We start from the raw sequence: 18,895 nt of genomic DNA, 5'->3' as shown, positions 1-18,895 counted from the left end.
CACCAAGGAACTGACCCATGACCCCGCAAGAGATGGAAGCCCGCATCGTCCGCTATGGCGATCTGCGACCCTGCCGTACCGCCTTTATCGACGCCCACACGCCGGGCAGCGATCAAAAAGAGAACTTCACGATCATCGGCGGCGGCGTGTCGGAAAGCGCGGACCAGCATGTCCACATCACCGAAACCCCCGGTTTCAACATCGGCGCGGCAGGCCAGCCGCCCAAATGCCGCAATTCGTTGCACAGCCATCGCACCGCCGAGGTGTTCTTTGTGCTCAAGGGCCGCTGGCGGTTCTTTTGGGGCCGCTGGGGCACGGCGGGTGAGGTGGTGCTGGAAGAAGGCGATATCATCAACATTCCCACCGGCATTTTTCGCGGGTTTGAGAACATCGGCACCGATTACGGGATGATCATGGCGGTTCTGGGCGGCGACGACGCGGGCGGCGGTGTCATCTGGGCCCCGCAGGTGATCGAGGATGCGGCAGGTCACGGGCTGGTTCTGGGCAGCAATGGCAAGCTGTATGACAGCAAGAAAGGCCAGACCTTGCCCGACGGTGTGACGCCCATGCCGGTTCTGACCGACGCGGAATTGCAGGCCTATCCCGAACCCACAACCGCCGATGTGGTGCCCGGCCATGTGGCGCGGTACTGGGATCTGATGGCGCTTGCGGACAAACAGCCTGCGGCGGTCATTGGGACAAAGGGCAAGCTGCGGGACCGTCCCGGCTTTGACGTGGATTTCATCACGCGCGGGTCGATTTCCGATGCGCCCTATAGCGTCGCATCGCACGAGGTGCTGATGCCGATGCGCGGCCATTGGCGGCTGACATGGGATGGCGGCACCACGGCGCTCAACCCCGGTGACACGGTTGCTGTGCCGCCGGGATTGGCCCATAGCGTGACCCCCTCGATGACAGGAGAGGCGTCGATGTACCGGGTGCGCGGAACCGGCGATCCGGCGGGACCAACTTGGGCCGGGGGCTGACCCGCCCGTCCTTGGTATGCAAGACTGGAGACTGCGCTTAGCCAACCTACATTATGTAGCCAGCCATAAGGACATGAGGCCCGCATGACCCGAGATACGCTCACGTTGAGACCTGCCGACATCTCGGATACCGAGGCGTTGAACAGTCTGTTTGGGCAAAGTTATCCTGCGTTGCTCAAGGCAGATTACCCGCCTTCGGTCCTGGTGACGGCGGTGCCGCTGATGTCCAAGGCGCAGCCTGCGCTGATCGCATCTGGTAGTTTCTTCGTGATTTGCGACGGCCATGATATCGTTGGGGCTGGGGGTTGGTCCATGCAGGCTCCGGGGGGCAAGCCGGGGATGCGTGGCATCGGCCATATCCGCCATGTCGTGACAGACCACCGCCGTACCCGCGAAGGGATCGGGCGCGCGCTGATGGAGCATATCGTGCTGCATGCAAAAGGATCGGGCATGACGCAGCTGCATTGCCAAAGCACCCGCACGGCTGTGCCATTCTACACGGCGCTGGGCTTTGTCGCGCAGGGTGAAATCGACGTGCCCCTGCGCCCGGGTATCGAGTTTCCGGCGATATTCATGGTGCGGATGATGTGACGTGTTTTGACGTAGGTCATGGCATGTCGGATGAAAATAGTGTGAGCTTGGACTCCAAGGTAGGGAGGGGACCATGCTGACGATCACCAAAACCGAAGCGAACCGCGTTGATATCGACCTGTCGGGCAAGATCGATTCCGAAGAGATGGCCAAAGGGCTGGATGACCTTTTGGACATGTCGCAGGATGTAAACGCAGGTCGGATGCTCTATACCATCACATCCTTCGCATTTCCCGATCTGGGGGCGATGGCGGTTGAAATGGCACGCCTGCCCAAACTGATTGGCCTCTTGGGGCGCTATGACCGCTGCGCTGTGCTGTGTGATACCGGCTGGATCAGAACCGCCGCCGAGATCGAGGGCGCGTTGTTTCCGGGCATCGACATCAAAGGTTTCGAGCTGTCCGAGCGCGACACAGCCGAGGCGTGGCTGGCCGAGTCTTAGGTCAGTATGTGTGACCTATTGTTTCGCGTGCGAAACATTGGGTCCGTTTTGGACCTATCTTGCAATCTCGATCACGTCCCGGTCTGTCACGATCAGATCAAGCGGTTGATCCGTGGGTTCCAGCGGCAGGTCGTCTGCCTCTTGCGCGGCATAGGCAAAGCCGATGGCCAGTGTGGGGCGTTGGGCGCGCAAAAGTTCGAGGGTGCGGTCATAAAACCCGCCACCATAACCCAAACGTCCACCCGTGCGCGAAAACGCCACCAGCGGGACGATCAGGACTTCGGGGGTGATAAGCCGCTCGACCGCTGGCACCGATGCGCCGAAGGGGCCGCCCACCAGCGCGCAGTCCGGGGCCCAGTGCGAAAACACCAGCGGCATGTCCTTGGCGCGGATCACCGGCACACCAACCAACCCATGCGCTGCGGCTTCGGCCATCGCGGGCAGGGGGTCGATCTCGGTCCGGATGGGCAGGTAGCCCGAGACCGGAACACCGCGATACCCGGCCAGCACTTCGCTCAGACGCCCTGCGGCACCGGGGTGTCCCGCTTCGTGTGCCACCTTGCGCCGGGCAAAGGCGGCTTTGCGGGCGGCGGCTTTGCGCGCCTCCAGCGTCACAGCAGAACCACCACGGCCAGTCCGAGAAAGGCAAAGAACCCAACCACATCCGTGACAGTTGTCACAAACGCGCCCGAGGCCAGGGCCGGGTCAATCCCAACTTTTTCCAGCACAATCGGAATGCCGGTTCCCGCCAGACCGGCGACCACCATATTGATCACCATGGCCGCAGCGATCACACCCCCCAAGGCCAGTGACCCAAACCATACATAGCCAATGATCCCCATGATGACGGCGAAAGCGACGCCGTTGATCAGGCCCACCAGCACCTCGCGTCGGATCACGCGCCAGACGTTCGATCCGGTCAAATCCTTGGTCGCCATCGCCCGCACGGCCACGGTCAGCGATTGCGTGCCCGCGTTGCCGCCCATCGACGCAACAATCGGCATCAGGACCGCCAAGGCAACGATTGTGGCAATCGCGTCTTCGAACTGGGCGATCACGAGACTGGCCAGAATGGCGGTGATGAGGTTTACAAACAGCCATGGAAAGCGCCGCTTCGTGGTTTCGCGCACCCGGTCCGAGACCGAGCTTTCGCTGTCCACACCGGCAAGGCGCAGGATGTCTTCCTCGTGTTCTTCGTCGAGCACGGCCATCGCGTCGTCAATTGTGATCACACCGATCAGACGTTCGTTTTCATCGACCACCGGGGCCGAGATCAGGTGGTATTGGTTGAACGCATAGGCCACGTCGCCTTCGTATTGCGACACCGGGATCACGTGGAACGTGTCTTCGACCAGCGATTGCAACATCACTTCGCGGCGCGACCCCATGAGTTTGCCTAGAGTCACATTGCCGATAGGGCGCAGGCGCGGATCGACAAGGATGACATGGTAGAACTGTTCCGGTAGATTGTCGGAATTGCGCAAGTAATCAATGGCTTCGCCCACATTCCAGTGTTCGGGGGCCATCACCACCTCGCGCTGCATCAGGCGGCCTGCTGAATACTCGGGGAAGGTCATGGATTGTTCGACCGCGACCCGGTCACTGTCTTCCAGCGCATCAAGGATTGCATCCTGCTGCTGCTGTTCGAGATCCTCCAAAAGGTCGACCACATCGTCGCTGTCCAGCTCACGCACAGCGTCGGCCAGTACCTGTGGCGACAGAAGGCCAATCACCTCTTCGCGGATCGATTCGCCCAGCTCAGACAGGATGTCGCCGTCGAATTCCTTGTCGTAGAGTTTGATCAGGCGCATCCGGTCAAACGCGTTGACCTGTTCCAAAAGGTCAGCGATGTCGGCGGGGTGCAATGGCTCCATCAGCGCGACAAGCTGTTCACGATCTTCCAGATCGACAGAATACAAAATCTGTGCGACGGCTTTGCGCCCAAGGCTGTAGGCGTCTTCGGCCTCGGGTGTCTCGATGGTTTGATCGTCGCTCATCTTGCCCGGTGCCCCCGTATGGATTTGTCTGGTATCCGTTTACGCAATCTGGTCGGGATAAAACAGGGCAAGCCCGCAATTTACCAAAGTCAGTGCACGCGGTACGGTCACAAAAATTGGGTCAAAAAGGGCCGTTCATGTCAGAGATTACACTTCATTTCGCGCAGACCCTTTCGTTTAGCGGAAATCCGCTGGTGACAGGATCGGAGTCGGTGTCACATGATGCGCGCGGCGCGATTGCTGTGCAGAACGGACGTGTTCTGGCGCGGGGTGGGGCCGAGGATCTGCGGCGCGATTATCCACAGGCTGCGGTCCAGGATCATGGTGCGGCGCTCTTGCTGCCGGGGTTCGTGGATGCCCATGTACATTACCCGCAGACCGCCATGATCTCGAGCTGGGGCAAGCGGCTGATTGATTGGCTCAACACTTATACGTTCCCCGAAGAGATGCGGTTCGACGACCCGGCCTATGCGGCGGAGATCGCGGGGCGCTATCTGGATTTGGCGCTGGCGCATGGCACCACGACGATGTGCAGCTATTGCACGATCCATCCGCAAAGCGTCGATGCTTATTTCAGCGCCGCTGCGGCGCGGGGGATGCGGGTGTTGGGGGGCAAGACCTGCATGGACCGCAACGCGCCTGACGGGCTGCGTGACACTGCGCAATCGGCCTATGATGACAGCAAGGCGCTGTTGGTCCGCTGGCATGGGCAGGGCAGGGCGTCTTATGTGATCACACCGCGGTTTTCGCCCACGTCGACGCCGGATCAACTGTCTGCGCTTGGGGCGCTTTGGGCGGAACATCCCGATTGCCTGATGCAAACCCACCTGAGTGAACAGACCGACGAGATCGCTTGGGTGCGCGGCCTTTATCCGCAGGCGCGTGATTATCTTGATACCTACGAGGCGCATGGCTTGCTGGGTGCCAACGGGGTCTATGGCCACGCGATCCATCTTGAGCCCCGAGAGCGCGACCGTCTGCGCGAGGTGGAGGCCGCCTTGGTGCATTGCCCGACCTCGAACACGTTCATCGGATCGGGCCTGTTCGATATGGCCGGTCTTGTGGCCCAAGGGCAGCGGGTTGGGCTGGCCACAGATACGGGCGGCGGATCGTCCTTTTCGATGCTGCGCACCATGGCGGCAGCTTATGAGGTGGCGCAATTGCGGGGCACGGCGCTGCACCCCTCGGCCCTGCTGTGGCTGGCCACCGAAGGATCAGCGCAGGCCTTGGGCATTGCGGATCGGGTGGGCACGTTGGCACCGGGCAGTGAGGCGGATTTCATCACGCTTGATCTGGCCTCAACCGCGGCCATTGCGCAGCGCAGCGCCCGTGCGGATGACATCTGGGACGCGGTCTTTCCCACCATCATGATGGGCGACGACCGCGCCATTTCAGGAACGTGGATTTGCGGTGTGCTCCAGTGACGCGTCAGCCTTGGATGGCGTCGATCATCTCGACCCGCGTTTGATGGCGGCCGCCTTCGAAGTCGGCGCTCAGGAACGCGTCCACAATCTCAAGCGCGAGACCTTCGCCAACGACACGCGCGCCAATGGACAGGATGTTGGCATTGTTGTGCTGACGGATCATCTTGGCCGAAAAGCTGTCCGAGCAGACGCCGCAGCGGATGCCTTTGACCTTGTTGGCGGCCATCATGATGCCCTGACCGGTGCCACACAGGATGATGCCAAGCGTACAATCGCCTGACGCGACGCGCTGCGCGGCGGCTTCGCCATGTTTGGGGTAATGCGTGCTTTCGGGACTGGTTGGTCCGATATCGACAACCTCCCACCCCTGCGCGGCGATATGTGCGGCGATGGTCTGGCGCAAGTCTATGGCGGCGTGGTCACTTGAGAGGACGATGCGTTTCTGGGTGGTCATGCGTCGGAATCTCCCCCGGACAGGCTTTAGGTTTCGGGTCAGGCACCCGGCGTGTGATGGGCGGCTGATGTGGTGGCCTGGCCGTATGGCTTTGACCAGTGACCGTCAAGACGGGAAGCGCCGCAGTGCTGCGCGAACAAAAAAAAGCCGCACTGGGCAGACCCTGGTGCGGCTTTATTTTCACTGTCCGTGAAACGGAAGGCTTACTTGATTTTGCCTTCTTTGTACTCGACGTGCTTGCGCACGACGGGGTCGTATTTCCGAACAGACATCTTTTCTGTCATCGTCCGCGCGTTTTTCTTGGTCACATAAAAATGACCCGTTCCCGCAGACGAGTTCAGGCGGATTTTGATCGTGGTCGGCTTCGCCATGGGTCGTCTCCTGCACCGGGCAAGACCGCCCGTGAATTCCAGTATGAAAGCCGCGTTCTACCCATGCCCACGGGTGAGTCAACCCTTCAAGGGTGTATTGGGGTTCGAAAGGGACAAGAAAAATGCGCGGAGGGCCTGTAAGCCGGATTCTGTCCCCCTTGGGTTTCCCCAAGGATGGATGACCATTCATCTGGGACCGCTGTTGCCAACGGCCTCATGCTGCCAACCCGGGGATCTGGGCTGAAGCGACCCTGCCGACATGCGGCGCGATCCCCCTATTCGGCGTTGCTCCCGGTGGGGCTTGCCATGCGGGGACTGTTGCCAGCCCCCCGGTGGGCTCTTACCCCACCGTTTCACCCTTACCCCAACCGTAATCGGGGCGGTCTGTTCTCTGTGGCGCTATCCGTCAGGTTGCCCTGCCCGGGCGTTACCCGGCACCGTTGCTTCAGGGAGTCCGGACTTTCCTCCCCCTTACAGGGGCGGCCATCCGGCCCTCCGCGCAAGCGGTGGCCTAGGCCAAGTCCGGCGCGCGGTCAATCGAAACCGCCTATGCTTCTTTGGGCCTGAAATACCTCGGGAGTTTGAGGGCAGAGCCCTCAAGATGGTCCGTCTGCTGACCATCGCGATGCGTCGACGCATCTCACTTCTAGCGCAACACATAGGGCTGGTGCAGCCAGTCCCAAAGCGCGTCATTCGTCTCGTCCGGGGTTTCCAGCGTTGGCAGGTGTCCGGCGTCCTCCAGCACGACCAGGCGCGCATGGGGGATCAGTTCGGCCATGAAGGTATGGCGCTTGACCGGGCACAGCGCATCATGCGCGCCGCACAGCACCAGCGCGGGCTGGCGGATTTTGCGCAAGGTCGATTGCTGGTCCCGCCTTCTTTGCAGGGCGCGGGATTGGTGCACAAACACCTCTGGCCCCAGCGTGTGCGCCATATCCATCACCGTTTGCAGCACGGCGGGGCGGCGTGGGCCGGGGGCAAGGTAGTTCGGCTTTAACTCGTCCCGCATAACCTCGGAGAGCTTGCCCGATTTTACCTTGATGATCTGCGGCTCACGGTTGGCGGCCATCTGGGGTGTTTCGGCCAGACAATTGGTGTCCATCAGCGCGATGCGGGTGACCCGTTCTGGCGCGCGGCGCAGGATTTCCATCGCAACGATGCCGCCCATGCTCAGCCCGGCCAGCGCGAATTTCTGCGGCAGCAAGGGCAAGATGCCCGAGGCAATTTCTTCGATCCGCTGACCTTGGGTGATGGGTGCGATCATTACCGGATGGGTGGCCGAAAAGGCGCGGATTTGCGGCTCGAACAACCGCGCGTCGCACATCATGCCGGGCAGAAAGACGACGGGTTCAATCATGGGTTACACACGCCCCGAGGCGAGCGCGGCCCCTTGGGCCAGTGTGGCCAGCTTGGCATAGGCAATTTCGGGATCGACGGCCCCGAAGCCTGCAAAGGTGCCAAAGCCGCAATCGCTTCCGGCGATAACCCGGTCGGGGCCGACAATTCCGGCAAAGCGATCAATCCGTTGGGCCACCACCTCGGGGTGTTCGACGAAATTCGTGGTCGAATCGATCACGCCGGGCACCAGCACCATATCGTCGGGGATCTCGGCCTTGCGATCCCGGAACACGGTCCATTCATGGGCGTGGCGGGGGTTCGATGTCTCGAACAGAACCTGCCGTGCGCCGACCTTCATGAGGGTCGGGAACACCGTGTCCATATCGATATCGCACACATGCGGGCCTTCGTAATTGCCCCAGCAGATGTGCACACGGACACGGGACGGGTCGATCCCGTCAAGCGCGTGGTTCATCGCTTCGACATGGGACTCGGCGATCTTGACGAATTCGGCGTCAGACAGATCGGTGAACAACATATGCCGTGACAGCGCCAGGTCGGGGCAGTCGAGTTGCAGCATCAGACCGCTGTCGACAATGGTGCGGTATTCGTCGCGCATCGCATCGGCCAGTGCGGCCAGATAGGCGTCGCGGGTCGGGTAGAAATCGTTTTGAAGGAACAGTGAAATCACACCGGGCGAGGCGGCGTTCATGAACCCTTCGGTCACGCCATGCGCCGCCATCCCGGCCTTGAGGTTGGCGATATCGGTTTCCAATTCACCCTGGCCTTTGGATTTGACCTCACCCACGCACATCGGGCGGGCATATTGCGGCGTGCCGCCTTCGTCTTTCAGGCGTTCCAGAAAGGACGGAAACAGCTTGAGGTCCGCCGGTGCGTTGCGCGGGCTGTCGCCGTCAAACCCGGTATAGCGGTCCTTGACATAGGTGGCGTAGCTGATCTTGGAAGTTTCCCCGTCGGATACGATATCGATCCCCGCGGTGGCCTGTCGACGGACGGTCTCGGATGCGGCCTCGGTCATGGCGGCGTCAAACGCGGACTTGTCGATGTCCTGACCGTTTTCGCGGGCAAAGATGAAATCAACGACGTTTTGTGTGCGCGGCAATGATCCGACATGGGTGGTTTTGATACGTGTCATGGGATCTGCCTTTTGTGCTGCATAGGTTTGCACGGACACTAGCAAAACATGCGCCATGTGCCAGATGCTTCGGCACACCTGGCACAGGTTTTCGCGCGGTGCCGCGTGTTTAGCCCATCAAAGCCTGCGCAAGCCGGTTCTGGCGTTCGATCACGCGGGGCAGGTCGAGGGTCGTGACATGGCCGTCGCGCACGATCTGTCTGCCCTCAACCAGCAGGTGCTTGACCCGTGTCGGCCCCGCTAGCAGCAGCGCCGCCGGATCCCAGCTCCCGGCGCTTTCGACGCCTGTCACGTCCCAGATCGCGATATCGGCACGTTTGCCCAATGTGATCTGGCCGCAATCGGGGCGTCCCAGAACCTCGGCTCCGCCGCGTGTGGCGATGAACAGCGCCTCGCGGGCGCTCATGGCGTCGGCGCCGCGTGCCACCCGTTGCAGCAGCATCGCTTGACGGGCTTCGGCCACCAGATTGCCCGCATCGTTGCTGGCCGATCCGTCAACGCCCAGCCCCACGGGCACACCCGCATCGCGCAGGGCGCGCACGGGTGCTATGCCCGACCCAAGGCGGCAGTTCGAACATGGGCAATGGGCAACGCCGGTGCGGGATTTCGCAAAAAGGTCAATTTCTTGCGTGTCGAGCTTCACGCAATGTGCATGCCAGACGTCTGGCCCGGTCCAGCCCAAATCTTCGGCATATTGGCCGGGACGGCAGCCGAATTTTTCCAAGCTGTAGGCGATGTCTTCGTCGTTTTCGGCCAGATGGGTGTGCAGCATCACTCTCTTGTCACGGGCAAGCAGGGCAGCGTCGCGCATCAGGTCACGGCTGACCGAGAAGGGCGAACAGGGGGCAACCCCCACCCGCACCATCGCGCCGTCGCGCGCATCATGATGGGCGTCGATGACGCGGATGCAATCCTCAAGGATGGCGCGTTCGTTTTCGACCAGCGCATCCGGGGGCAGTCCACCATCGCTGACGCCAATGCTCATCGCGCCGCGTGTCGGGTGAAACCGCATGCCGATGTCATGTGCGGCGGCGATCGTATCGTCAAGCCGTGCGCCGTTGGGATAGAGGTACAGATGATCCGAGGTCAGCGTACAGCCCGAGAGCGCCAGTTCCGCCAAACCGATCTGGGCCGAGGTGAACATCTCGTCCGGGCCAAAGCGCGCCCAGATCGGATAAAGCGTCTGGAGCCAGCCAAACAGCAGCGCGTCCTGCCCGCCGGGCACCGCACGGGTGAGAGTCTGGTAGAGGTGGTGATGGGTGTTCACCAGACCGGGCGTCACGACGCAGCCAGTGGCGTCAATCGTGTCTTCTGTCCCGGTCAGGCCATAGTCGATTTCGGTGATCACACCGTCTGCGATGCGAATATCAATATTCGTTATTTCGGACAGGGTGTCGTCCATCGTCAGGACAGTGGTTGCGTTCTTGATCAGGATAGACATGCCGATCCCTCCACACAGGTTGTGCCCTTTTCGGTGTGGTTTCCCAGCCGGGACGACAGAAAAGGGGCGGAAGGCCTCGTCCCGGCAGTGCAGGTCTAGCGTAGATCGGGCGACATGTCAGCCGTTGAGACGCGCCAGTGCAGCGGCGTGAAGCTCGGGTGTGGCGGCGGCCAAAGCGGTGCCGCCATGATGCGCAGGAGACCCGTCCCACTGCGTGACAACACCACCCGCAGCCTCGATCACTGCGATAGGGGCTTGGATGTCATAGGCGTTCAGCCCGGCTTCGATCACAAGATCAATCTGCCCCGCCGCCAGCAGTGCATAGGCGTAGCAGTCACAGCCATAGCGGGTCAGCTTGACTTCGGATGTGACGCGTTGAAAGGCAGCGCGCTGGTCGTCGGTGCCGATTTCCGGGAAGGTGGAGAACAGGATTGCCTGCGACAGGTCAGTGGTGGCTTTGGTACCAAGCGTGTCTTTGCGCCCCGGACCGGTCCAATTGCAGCGGCCCAACCCACCCATGAAGCGTTCGCCAATGTAAGGTTGGTCGATCATGCCCATCATGGGGCCTGTATCGTCGGACAATGCAATCAGAACGCCCCAAGTCGGTGTGCCGCTGATAAAGGACCGCGTGCCGTCGATCGGGTCCAGCACCCATGTCAGCCCGCTGATGCCCGCCACGGTGCCGTGTTCTTCGCCAAGGATGCCGTCATCGGGGCGCAGTTTGGCCAGCACATCGCGCATCGCGGTTTCTGCGGCGCGGTCTGCGACGGTGACGGGGTCAAACCCGCCTGCCAGTTTGTTGTCCGTAGACAGGCTGGCGGACCGGAAATGCGGCAAGATCGCTGCGCGGGCGGCGTCTGCCATGCGTTCAGCCACTGACCAAAGGTCAGCGGCGTCGGTTTGGGTAAATTTTGTCATGAAGCGCCTCCTGCAAGCAGCCCGTCAAGGGCTACCTCAGGTGGCAGGTCGGCTCAAGCGACGTCTGACAGAACGCGCGCCAGATCGAACAGGCGGCGGCGTTGATTTTCCGGAATCGCATAGTAGGAGCGGATCAAATCCAGCGCTTCTTTGTCGCCCAGAAGGTCTGCCGGAATGGCGTTGGGGGACGCTGAGTTGGCGGCTTTCTGTTCTGCATCTTCGATGCCTTCAAAGAAAAACGCCACGGGCACGTCAAGGGAATCGGCGATGTCCCAAAGGCGGGAGGCACTGACACGGTTTGCGCCTGTCTCGTATTTCTGGATTTGCTGGAACTTGATTCCAACCTTTTCCGCCAGTTGCTGCTGGGTCATGCCCACCAGCCAGCGCCGGTGTCGCACACGTTTTCCCACATGAACGTCAACAGGATGTGCCATCTTGCTCCCTTTCGCCAAACACACTCATACATATTTTCGCGTCGGACAGGATGATAGGCGACAACGCGTTATCAAACCTTAAGTGGAACAACCTATCCGATAACATCTTGCAAAACGCTATAGCATGACAGGTATCAGGGCAAGATAATTGGGTCGTGCAATCATAAAATGGTTAATAAATTCCAATCAAGATCAGTTTTATAAAAGAAAATCAGGCAGAAAATCGCGTGAGCATCGTGACAGGCGTGGCGGCGTAAGTCAAAGTCATTGCAGTAAATTCTGAGACAGGAGCCCGCAGTGCAGGCATTTCAAGTTCACTCTCATGACGCTGCGCCAATGTTGCAGGATGTGGCCATGCCATCCCCGAAAGCCGGAGAGATTCGTGTGCAAATCCAAGCCTGTGGGTTGAATTTCGCCGACCTCTTGATGGTCACGGGCACTTATCAGGACACGCCAAAGCTGCCATTTACCCTTGGCATGGAAGTGGCCGGTACGGTGGATGCCTTGGGCGACGGGGTCTCTGGGTTTGCTCTTGGGGACCGGGTTGCAGTGTTTGGCGGGCAGGGCGGCTTGGCCGAGTTCGGTTGTTTCGATGCGCGCCGCGCGGTTCGGGTGCCGGATGCGATGTCGATGGTCGACGCGGCGGCGTTCCAGATCGCCTATGGCACCAGCCATCTGGCGCTCGATCACCGGGCCCGCCTGCAACCCGGCGAAACGCTGTTGGTTCTGGGGGCGGCTGGGGGTGTTGGTCTTACAGCGGTCGAGATCGGCAAGCTGATGGGCGCCAAAGTGGTGGCTTGCGCGCGCGGTGCGGCAAAGCTTGCGGCGGCCAAGGCTGCCGGGGCTGATCACCTGATAGATGCCGCAACGCAGGACATTCGCGCGGAAATGAAGGCGCTTGGCGGCGCGGATGTGATCTATGATCCGGTGGGCGGTGAGCAGTTCCAGGCGGCGTTTCGGTCGTGTAAACCCGAGGCGCGGTTGGTGCCAATCGGCTTTGCCAGCGGAGACGTGCCGCAGATCAAGGCGAACCATCTTTTGGTGAAAAACCTGTCGGTTCTGGGGGTGTATTGGGGCGGCTACCTGCAATTCCGCCCCGATGTGGTAACGCAAAGCCTTGCAACGCTGATGGGCTGGTACAGCGCTGGCAAGCTACATCCGCATGTCAGTCACAAGCTCACGCTTGACGCGGTGGCCGAGGGGCTAGAGCTTTTGCGGTCCCGGACATCCACTGGCAAGGTTGTGATCGAAATCGCCTCCTGACAGAGGCACGGCCAGCGGTTCGGCTTTGCGCGCCTTACTCTGCGGCAGCGCGCAGATCGACGCCGGAAATCGCTGCGAACTCCCGCCGCAACAGGTCGCAGAGCGGTTCAATGATCTGGGGCCGGGCTGTGCCGCGATACAGGGCAACGGATTGGTGCCCCAGTTCCGGCAGGTTGGCCGACATCGGGATCGCCTCGAATTGGGGCGGCTCGTGGCCTTCCAGTACCGAGGTGATCGCCAGATCGGCGCTGACAGCGACTTCGATGGCGCGGTCGCTGTCCGAGGAGAGCACCAAGTCCCAAGCGGCCCCGTCCTTTTCCAGTTTGCCAAGCGCCACGGGGCGAAACGAACAGTGATTGCAGAATGCGACAGGCAGCGGGCTGACTTTCCACGCCTGACCGCCTGGCGCGCCATACCAGCGCAATGGCACTTTCATCATGATTTCCGCAGCCCCGTCGGGGCGGGTTTCGGTGGTCAGGATCACGTCGACTTCACCGCGGGCGAACCGCTCTTTCAACTCGCTGGAATACGAGCTGTGCAATTGTACTTTCACACGCGGGAAATCGCGCTGCATCGCCTTCATGACATTGGGGATCGCGGGATAGATGATGTCATGTGGGACCCCGAGGATGATCTCGCCCTCCCAGACCGTGTTGGTCAGTTTGCCATATACTTCGTCATTCAGATCGACGATCCGCCGCGCATAGGTCAAAAGCTGTTCGCCCGCCGAGGTCAGGGACACGCCGCGCCCCTGTCGGTCAAGCAAAGTCTGATCAAGGCTCTCTTCCAGCCGTTTGATCTGCATCGATACAGCCGATTGCGTCAGGTTCAGGAAAGACGCGGCCCGCGTGACGCCGCCAGCATCCGCAACGGCGATGAAGGATCTGAGCGTGGTGATATCGAGATTTCGCATGTATCAACATCCGTGATGTATCGGTTCATAAACATTCGTTTCACATATGGTGGTAGCACGCGCATATGCATCAGGCAATACGATGGTTTCCCCCGGAATCATCACGGACAGAAAGGGAATTGATATGTTGAGCTTGATGGACACGGTCTTTGGACGCTTGAATCTTTCAGCCCCGCGCACAGGATTTCTGCATCGGGTTGATGCCGCGCTGGCGCTGCACCGCAGCCGAACCCGCTTGGCCGCGCTGGACGCGCATTTGCTCGAGGATATCGGGATTGACCAAGGCATGGCGCAATGTGAGGCAAATCGCCCTGTTTGGGACGCGCCTACCGCTTGGATGAAGTGATTTCAGCCTATGTCCGGCATGCGGATGCCCAAAAATGTAAATTCAATGCATTTTTGGCCGGATTGATGGTTGTGAATGCTTGAAATGCTGGCGTGAAGACCCGATATTCTAGCCACATGTCATCCGCAGGTGCGGGCGACACCCCAATTTATTTCGGAGGGATAAATGGCTGAGTATAACACAATCCGGACGTCCGGCGTTGCTGGCGCCCGTGCCGCCCAGATTGATGAAGGTCTGCGCACGCATATGAGCAAGGTGTACAGCACCATGTCGATTGGCATGCTGCTCACCTTTGCAGTTGCATGGGCGGTGGGCACAAGCCCGAACCTGTTGGCGATCTTCCGCGACCCGGCGACACTTCAGCCGAACATCCTTGGCTGGATCATCATGTTCGCGCCGCTGATCATGGTCTTCACCATGAGCGCGATGATCAACAAACTGTCCGCCGCCGGCGCGCAACTGTTCTTCTACGCGTTCGCATCTGTCATGGGCCTGAGCCTTGCTTGGATCTTCGTGGCCTTCACCGGCATGTCCATTGCGCAAATCTTCCTTGTGACGTCGATCGCCTTCGCGGGCTTGTCGCTGTATGGTTACACCACCAAGAAAGACATCTCGGGTTGGGGCGCATTCCTGATCATGGGTGTGATCGGTCTTGTCGTGGCGATGATCGTGAACATCTTCCTTGCATCGCCTGCGATCATGTTCGCAATTTCGATCCTCGGTGTGCTGATCTTCGCAGGTCTGACAGCGTATGACACGCAGAACATCAAGAACACATACCTCCAGCACGCGGCCCATGGCGACAGCGAATGGATGGCGAAGTCTGGTATCATGGGCGCGCTGAGCCTGTACCTGAACTTTATCAATATGTTCATGTTCTTGCTGCAACTGTTCGGCAATCGTGAGTAAGCGTCGGATGCAGTCGACTATGGAAGGCCGGTCTTTTGACCGGCCTTTTTGTTTTGTGTGGGTAGCGGTTGTGACGCCCTGATGCGTCTCTGCGGGCCAATGAACCCTCAGAATTTTATGGAGCGCCCCAGAAACTTCGTACGAAGTTTCTATAAAACGTCTTAAGAAAGCTTTGATATCGTCGGGCCGACGATCGATCTGGGCCGCCTCACCCCGCTTGAAGCACGGTGGCGTCAGACCCCAACCTCGGGGCCAAGACACAGCATAGGTTCATCGTTCTGCTGCGCCTCATACAAAGTTGTCGCGTTTGGATCGTTCTCAAAGATCGCGCGCAAGCCGTTGGGTTCTTTGAAGAACGACCAACATTGTGGGGCCGGGTTGTCCTCGTAGACAAAGCAGATCATATCCTGCTCTTCATACCAGACCCCATCCTTGCATTTGCCATCAAGAAACGACCAGCGCACCCGCCGGTCCTCAAGATATTCCTCAACCCCGTACGCCTGACCGTTCTGGCCGAAATACAATGTCTTTCCGGTAACGTAGGCTTCGAATTCGGCACCGCTCAGGGGTTCTGCCGCAAACGCGGGGCTGAGCAGGGTCGCCGCAAGAGCGACAGAGGCGAAAAGCTGTTTCATACGGAAGATTCTAGCCAACTGTGCTGCGTCGCACAAATGACATTGGTGTAAGATTTCCGAAAAACGTCACGGGTTCCCTTTCTGCATCGTCGACCCCGGCGCAGGGAGGGGGTTTAGCGTCGCTTTCAGGCTCGTCGCCATGTCACGGCTGTGCGACGGTGCTGCCAGGCGCGAACAAAGGACGACCCAAATGGCATTGGACGAACGCAAAGGTGTGTGGAAATCCGGACGTGGCAAAGGCCGCGTGACGCCGAAAGGCCGTCAATACACCGACGCGGCGCTGGCCGAGGTTCAGGCTTTGCTGGGTGACAGGCCGCGCCGCAGCGACCTGCTGATTGAATTCCTGCACCTGATTCAGGATGCCTATGGCCACCTGAGCGCCGCACATCTGCGCGCCTTGGCCGAGGAACTGCGCCTCAGCATGGCCGAGATCTACGAGGTCGCCACGTTCTATGCCCATTTCGATGTGGTGAAAGAGGATGAAACCCCGCCGCCCGCGTTGACCATCCGGGTCTGCGATTCGCTGTCCTGCGAACTGGCTGGCGCGCAGGCATTGCAGCAGGCGCTGGAAGACGGGCTGGACCCGGCGCAGGTCCGCGTTATGCGCGCGCCTTGTATGGGCCGCTGCGATACCGCGCCTGTGCTTGAGATTGGCCACAACCACATCGACCATGCCACGCCCGAAAAAGTGCAGGCGGCCATCGTTGCAGGTGACACCCATGCGCATATACCCGATTACCAAGACCTCAACGCCTACCTCAAAACTGGCGGCTATTCCGCGCTGATCGATCTGCGCGCCAATGGTGATTGGGAAGACGTGCAAACCAAGGTTTTGTCTTCTGGCCTGCGCGGCCTCGGCGGGGCGGGGTTCCCGTCGGGCAAGAAATGGGGCTTCGTGCGCGCCAATCCGGGGCCGCGTTACCTTGCCGTGAATGGCGACGAGGGCGAACCCGGCACGTTCAAAGACCGCTTTTACCTCGAACGGGTGCCGCATCTGTTTCTCGAAGGCATGTTGATCGCGGCTTGGGCGGTCGAGGCTGACACTTGCTATATCTATATGCGCGACGAATATCCGGCGGTTCTTGAGATCCTGCGCCGCGAGATTGCTGCGTTGGAAGCCGCTGGCATGGTTGCCCCCGGCTATATCGACCTGCGGCGCGGGGCGGGGGCGTATATCTGCGGCGAAGAATCCGCGATGATCGAAAGTATCGAAGGCAAACGCGGTCTGCCGCGTCACCGACCGCCTTTCGTGGCACAGGTGGGGATCTTTGACCGCCCCACGCTCGTGCACAATGTTGAAACGCTTTACTGGGTTGCGCGGGTCTGCCGTGAAGGCCCCGACTGTCTGAACAGCACAGAAAAGAACGGTCGCACCGGTTTGCGATCTTATTCCGTCTCGGGGCGCGTTGCCGCACCGGGTGTCTACCTTTTGCCCGCAGGCAGCACGATCACCGATATCATCGCGGCGGCAGGCGGCATGGCTGAGAGCCACAACTTCAAAGCGTATCAGCCGGGGGGGCCGTCTTCGGGCATCTTGCCTGCGACGCTACATGATGTCCCGCTGGATTTCGACACGCTGCAACCGCACGCATCGTTCATCGGGTCTGCGGCAGTTGTTGTGTTGTCTGACACCGACAGCGTTCGGGACGCTGCGTTGAACATGCTGCGGTTCTTTGAGGACGAATCCTGTGGCCAATGTACGCCGTGCCGGGTCGGGTGTGAAAAGGCGGTCAAACTGATGCAGGCCGAGCGCTGGAACCAGCCTCTTTTGGAGGAACTCTGCACCGCGATGGCGGACGCGTCTATCTGCGGGCTGGGGCAGGCGGCACCGAACCCCATTCGCCTGACGATCAAGCATTTCCCGGACGAGGTCTGAGCCTTCCATCTTGGCCTGATACCGTCTAGGTGAAAGGCAATGACCCAGTAACGGACGGCCCGCCATGTCCTTTTTCGGCAAGCTGAAATCGAAGCTCTTCAAGTCCTCGTCCAAACTGGACGAAGGTCTGGACGCCATCGTGTCGGACGGTGGTGCGGACACCCCAACCCCCGAAGCGCCGCCGCCAAGCGATCCGACACCGCCGCCCGCAGACGTGCCAAGCCCCGACGCCCCCCAAGAGGTGCCGCAGCCGGATCTGCCCGAACCGGACGCGCCGCAGGAGATCCCGCAGCCCGACCTCCCACAGGACACACCAGCACCGCCTGCACCTGATCTGCCTGCACTGGACCCAACCCGGGTCAGCCCTCCGCCCGCACCGATGGAAGCGCCACATCCCAGCGATCCGGTGCCGCCCAAGCCGTCTGAACGCCCTGCGTCAGCCCCGGTCGAAATCCCTGTGAACCCCGTCACCCTGACCGAGCCAGCACCGGCAGCCGGTGTCCCCAAACCTGGCTTTCTGGGTCGCCTTCTGGGCCGGTCCGCCGCACCCACGGAAATCCGCCGGGAACTCGACGATCACATGCTGGAACAGCTCGAAGAGCTGCTGATCCAGGCGGATATGGGCGTGGACACCGCCCTGCGCGTCACTGCCAACATTGCCGAAGGCCGCTTTGGCAAGAAACTCAGCGTGCGCGAGATCAAGGAATTGCTGGCCGCCGAAATCGCCCGCATCATGGAGCCTGTCGCGCGGCCCCTGCCGCTCTATCCGACCAAACCGCAAGTGGTGCTGGTGGTCGGGGTGAACGGATCGGGCAAAACCACGACCATCGGAAAACTTGCCAGCCAATTCCGCGCCGCTGGCAAAAACGTGGTCATCGCCGCCGGTGATACGTTCCGCGCGGCGGCGGTCGAACAGCTTCAGGTCTGGGGTGACCGGGCGGGTGTGCCGGTGCTGACCGCGCCCGAAGGCTCTGATCCCGCCAGCCTTGCCTATGATGCCATGACCAAAGCACAGGCCGATGGCGCTGACCTTTTGATGATCGACACCGCTGGCCGTTTGCAAAACCGCGCTGACCTGATGGAAGAACTGGCCAAGATCGTCCGCGTGATCCGCAAGAAAGACCCGGATGCGCCGCACAATACGCTGCTGGTGCTCGATGCCACCACCGGTCAGAACGCGCTGAGCCAGGTCAAGACATTCCAGGAACTGGCCGATGTGACCGGGCTTGTCATGACCAAACTTGACGGCACCGCACGGGGCGGTGTTCTGGTGGCGCTTGCGGACAAATTCGGCCTGCCGATCCACGCCATTGGCGTTGGCGAACAGATCGACGATCTGCAACCCTTCGATCCCGAAGAATTCGCCGCTGCGCTGACGGGCCTCAGCACCGAATGACTGCT

The 18,895-nt window shown here is 60.6% G+C and carries 20 protein-coding genes and 1 other RNA gene; 9 read left to right on the top strand and 12 right to left on the bottom strand.

The window, feature by feature from the left end; genetic code table 11:
• Positions 1 to 17 precede the first annotated feature (17 nt).
• The 3 genes from ACSHXH_RS09360 to ACSHXH_RS09350 all read left to right on the top strand — a co-directional run bounded on the left by ACSHXH_RS09360 (position 18) and on the right by ACSHXH_RS09350 (position 2,019).
• A complete protein-coding gene (locus ACSHXH_RS09360) occupies positions 18 to 986 on the top strand; it encodes a cupin domain-containing protein (protein WP_435671516.1) in 969 nt (322 codons plus the stop codon).
• 84 nt (positions 987 to 1,070) lie between these two features.
• On the top strand, positions 1,071 to 1,577 hold the full coding sequence (locus ACSHXH_RS09355) for a GNAT family N-acetyltransferase (protein WP_435671515.1): 507 nt from the start codon (positions 1,071 to 1,073) through the stop codon (positions 1,575 to 1,577).
• Between the two features lie 73 nt (positions 1,578 to 1,650).
• Positions 1,651 to 2,019: an STAS/SEC14 domain-containing protein gene (locus ACSHXH_RS09350; protein ID WP_435671514.1), complete on the top strand. Its 369-nt coding sequence runs from the start codon at positions 1,651 to 1,653 to the stop codon at positions 2,017 to 2,019.
• A gap of 54 nt (positions 2,020 to 2,073) precedes the next feature.
• On the opposite strand, the gene ACSHXH_RS09345 is transcribed toward ACSHXH_RS09350, so the two are convergent.
• Complete coding sequence (locus ACSHXH_RS09345) at positions 2,074 to 2,634, bottom strand: 5-formyltetrahydrofolate cyclo-ligase (protein ID WP_435671513.1); 561 nt, start codon at positions 2,632 to 2,634, stop codon at positions 2,074 to 2,076.
• Positions 2,631 to 4,016, bottom strand: a complete 1,386-nt coding sequence (mgtE, locus tag ACSHXH_RS09340) for a magnesium transporter (protein ID WP_435671512.1) — start codon at positions 4,014 to 4,016, stop codon at positions 2,631 to 2,633. Before mgtE ends, ACSHXH_RS09345 begins: the two co-directional genes overlap by 4 nt.
• 137 nt (positions 4,017 to 4,153) lie before the next feature.
• Here mgtE and guaD point away from each other — a divergent pair, with 137 nt between their 5' ends.
• A complete protein-coding gene (gene guaD / locus ACSHXH_RS09335) occupies positions 4,154 to 5,440 on the top strand; it encodes a guanine deaminase (RefSeq protein ID WP_435671511.1) in 1,287 nt (428 codons plus the stop codon).
• Between the two features lie 4 nt (positions 5,441 to 5,444).
• Here the strand turns inward: guaD and rpiB are convergent, their stop codons facing one another.
• The 8 genes from rpiB to ACSHXH_RS09295 all read right to left on the bottom strand — a co-directional run bounded on the left by rpiB (position 5,445) and on the right by ACSHXH_RS09295 (position 11,552).
• Positions 5,445 to 5,894 carry a ribose 5-phosphate isomerase B gene (gene rpiB, locus ACSHXH_RS09330; RefSeq protein ID WP_435671510.1) on the bottom strand — a complete coding sequence of 150 codons (450 nt, stop codon included), beginning with the start codon at positions 5,892 to 5,894 and terminating at the stop codon, positions 5,445 to 5,447.
• Positions 5,895 to 6,097: 203 nt separating this feature from the next.
• The gene (rpmG, locus tag ACSHXH_RS09325) at positions 6,098 to 6,265 is read right to left on the bottom strand and encodes a 50S ribosomal protein L33 (protein WP_139075265.1); all 168 of its coding nucleotides are present in this window, start codon (positions 6,263 to 6,265) and stop codon (positions 6,098 to 6,100) included.
• 122 nt (positions 6,266 to 6,387) lie between these two features.
• Positions 6,388 to 6,764: RNase P RNA component class A (gene rnpB, locus ACSHXH_RS09320), an RNA gene on the bottom strand.
• 147 nt (positions 6,765 to 6,911) lie between these two features.
• The gene (locus tag ACSHXH_RS09315; protein WP_435671509.1) at positions 6,912 to 7,622 is read right to left on the bottom strand and encodes an alpha/beta fold hydrolase; all 711 of its coding nucleotides are present in this window, start codon (positions 7,620 to 7,622) and stop codon (positions 6,912 to 6,914) included.
• A 3-nt stretch (positions 7,623 to 7,625) separates the two neighbouring features.
• Complete coding sequence (locus tag ACSHXH_RS09310) at positions 7,626 to 8,759, bottom strand: cobalamin-independent methionine synthase II family protein (RefSeq protein ID WP_435671508.1); 1,134 nt, start codon at positions 8,757 to 8,759, stop codon at positions 7,626 to 7,628.
• 109 nt (positions 8,760 to 8,868) lie between these two features.
• Positions 8,869 to 10,200: an 8-oxoguanine deaminase gene (locus ACSHXH_RS09305; protein ID WP_435671507.1), complete on the bottom strand. Its 1,332-nt coding sequence runs from the start codon at positions 10,198 to 10,200 to the stop codon at positions 8,869 to 8,871.
• Positions 10,201 to 10,317: 117 nt separating this feature from the next.
• A complete protein-coding gene (hisN, locus tag ACSHXH_RS09300) occupies positions 10,318 to 11,118 on the bottom strand; it encodes a histidinol-phosphatase (protein WP_435671506.1) in 801 nt (266 codons plus the stop codon).
• Positions 11,119 to 11,171: 53 nt separating this feature from the next.
• Entirely contained in the window at positions 11,172 to 11,552 is a 381-nt protein-coding gene (locus ACSHXH_RS09295) for a helix-turn-helix domain-containing protein (protein WP_435671505.1), read from the bottom strand.
• Between the two features lie 354 nt (positions 11,553 to 11,906).
• On the opposite strand from ACSHXH_RS09295, the gene ACSHXH_RS09290 reads away from it, so the two are divergent.
• Complete coding sequence (locus tag ACSHXH_RS09290) at positions 11,907 to 12,815, top strand: NADPH:quinone oxidoreductase family protein (protein ID WP_435671504.1); 909 nt, start codon at positions 11,907 to 11,909, stop codon at positions 12,813 to 12,815.
• Positions 12,816 to 12,849: 34 nt separating this feature from the next.
• Here the strand turns inward: ACSHXH_RS09290 and ACSHXH_RS09285 are convergent, their stop codons facing one another.
• Positions 12,850 to 13,728 (bottom strand): LysR family transcriptional regulator, encoded by an 879-nt coding sequence (locus ACSHXH_RS09285; RefSeq protein ID WP_435671503.1) that lies wholly within the window; start codon positions 13,726 to 13,728, stop codon positions 12,850 to 12,852.
• Positions 13,729 to 13,852: 124 nt separating this feature from the next.
• Between ACSHXH_RS09285 and ACSHXH_RS09280 the strand changes: the two genes are divergently transcribed.
• Together ACSHXH_RS09280 and ACSHXH_RS09275 are read left to right on the top strand one after the other, a co-directional pair.
• A complete protein-coding gene (locus ACSHXH_RS09280; protein ID WP_435671502.1) occupies positions 13,853 to 14,074 on the top strand; it encodes a DUF1127 domain-containing protein in 222 nt (73 codons plus the stop codon).
• A gap of 165 nt (positions 14,075 to 14,239) precedes the next feature.
• Positions 14,240 to 14,983 carry a Bax inhibitor-1/YccA family protein gene (locus tag ACSHXH_RS09275; RefSeq protein WP_435671501.1) on the top strand — a complete coding sequence of 248 codons (744 nt, stop codon included), beginning with the start codon at positions 14,240 to 14,242 and terminating at the stop codon, positions 14,981 to 14,983.
• A gap of 233 nt (positions 14,984 to 15,216) precedes the next feature.
• On the opposite strand, the gene ACSHXH_RS09270 is transcribed toward ACSHXH_RS09275, so the two are convergent.
• A complete protein-coding gene (locus ACSHXH_RS09270) occupies positions 15,217 to 15,618 on the bottom strand; it encodes a hypothetical protein (protein WP_435671500.1) in 402 nt (133 codons plus the stop codon).
• Positions 15,619 to 15,808: 190 nt separating this feature from the next.
• On the opposite strand from ACSHXH_RS09270, the gene ACSHXH_RS09265 reads away from it, so the two are divergent.
• Positions 15,809 to 17,494, top strand: a complete 1,686-nt coding sequence (locus ACSHXH_RS09265; RefSeq protein ID WP_435671499.1) for an NAD(P)H-dependent oxidoreductase subunit E — start codon at positions 15,809 to 15,811, stop codon at positions 17,492 to 17,494.
• Between the two features lie 64 nt (positions 17,495 to 17,558).
• Positions 17,559 to 18,890 (top strand): signal recognition particle-docking protein FtsY, encoded by a 1,332-nt coding sequence (gene ftsY / locus ACSHXH_RS09260; RefSeq protein ID WP_435671498.1) that lies wholly within the window; start codon positions 17,559 to 17,561, stop codon positions 18,888 to 18,890.
• Positions 18,891 to 18,895: the final 5 nt, after the last annotated feature.

Origin of the sequence: Marivita sp., from assembly GCF_051251565.1 — a bacterium.
GTDB lineage: Bacteria > Pseudomonadota > Alphaproteobacteria > Rhodobacterales > Rhodobacteraceae > Marivita.
The sequence above is the reverse complement of the archived record's forward strand: the minus strand, read 5'-3'. Positions and strand labels throughout refer to the sequence as shown.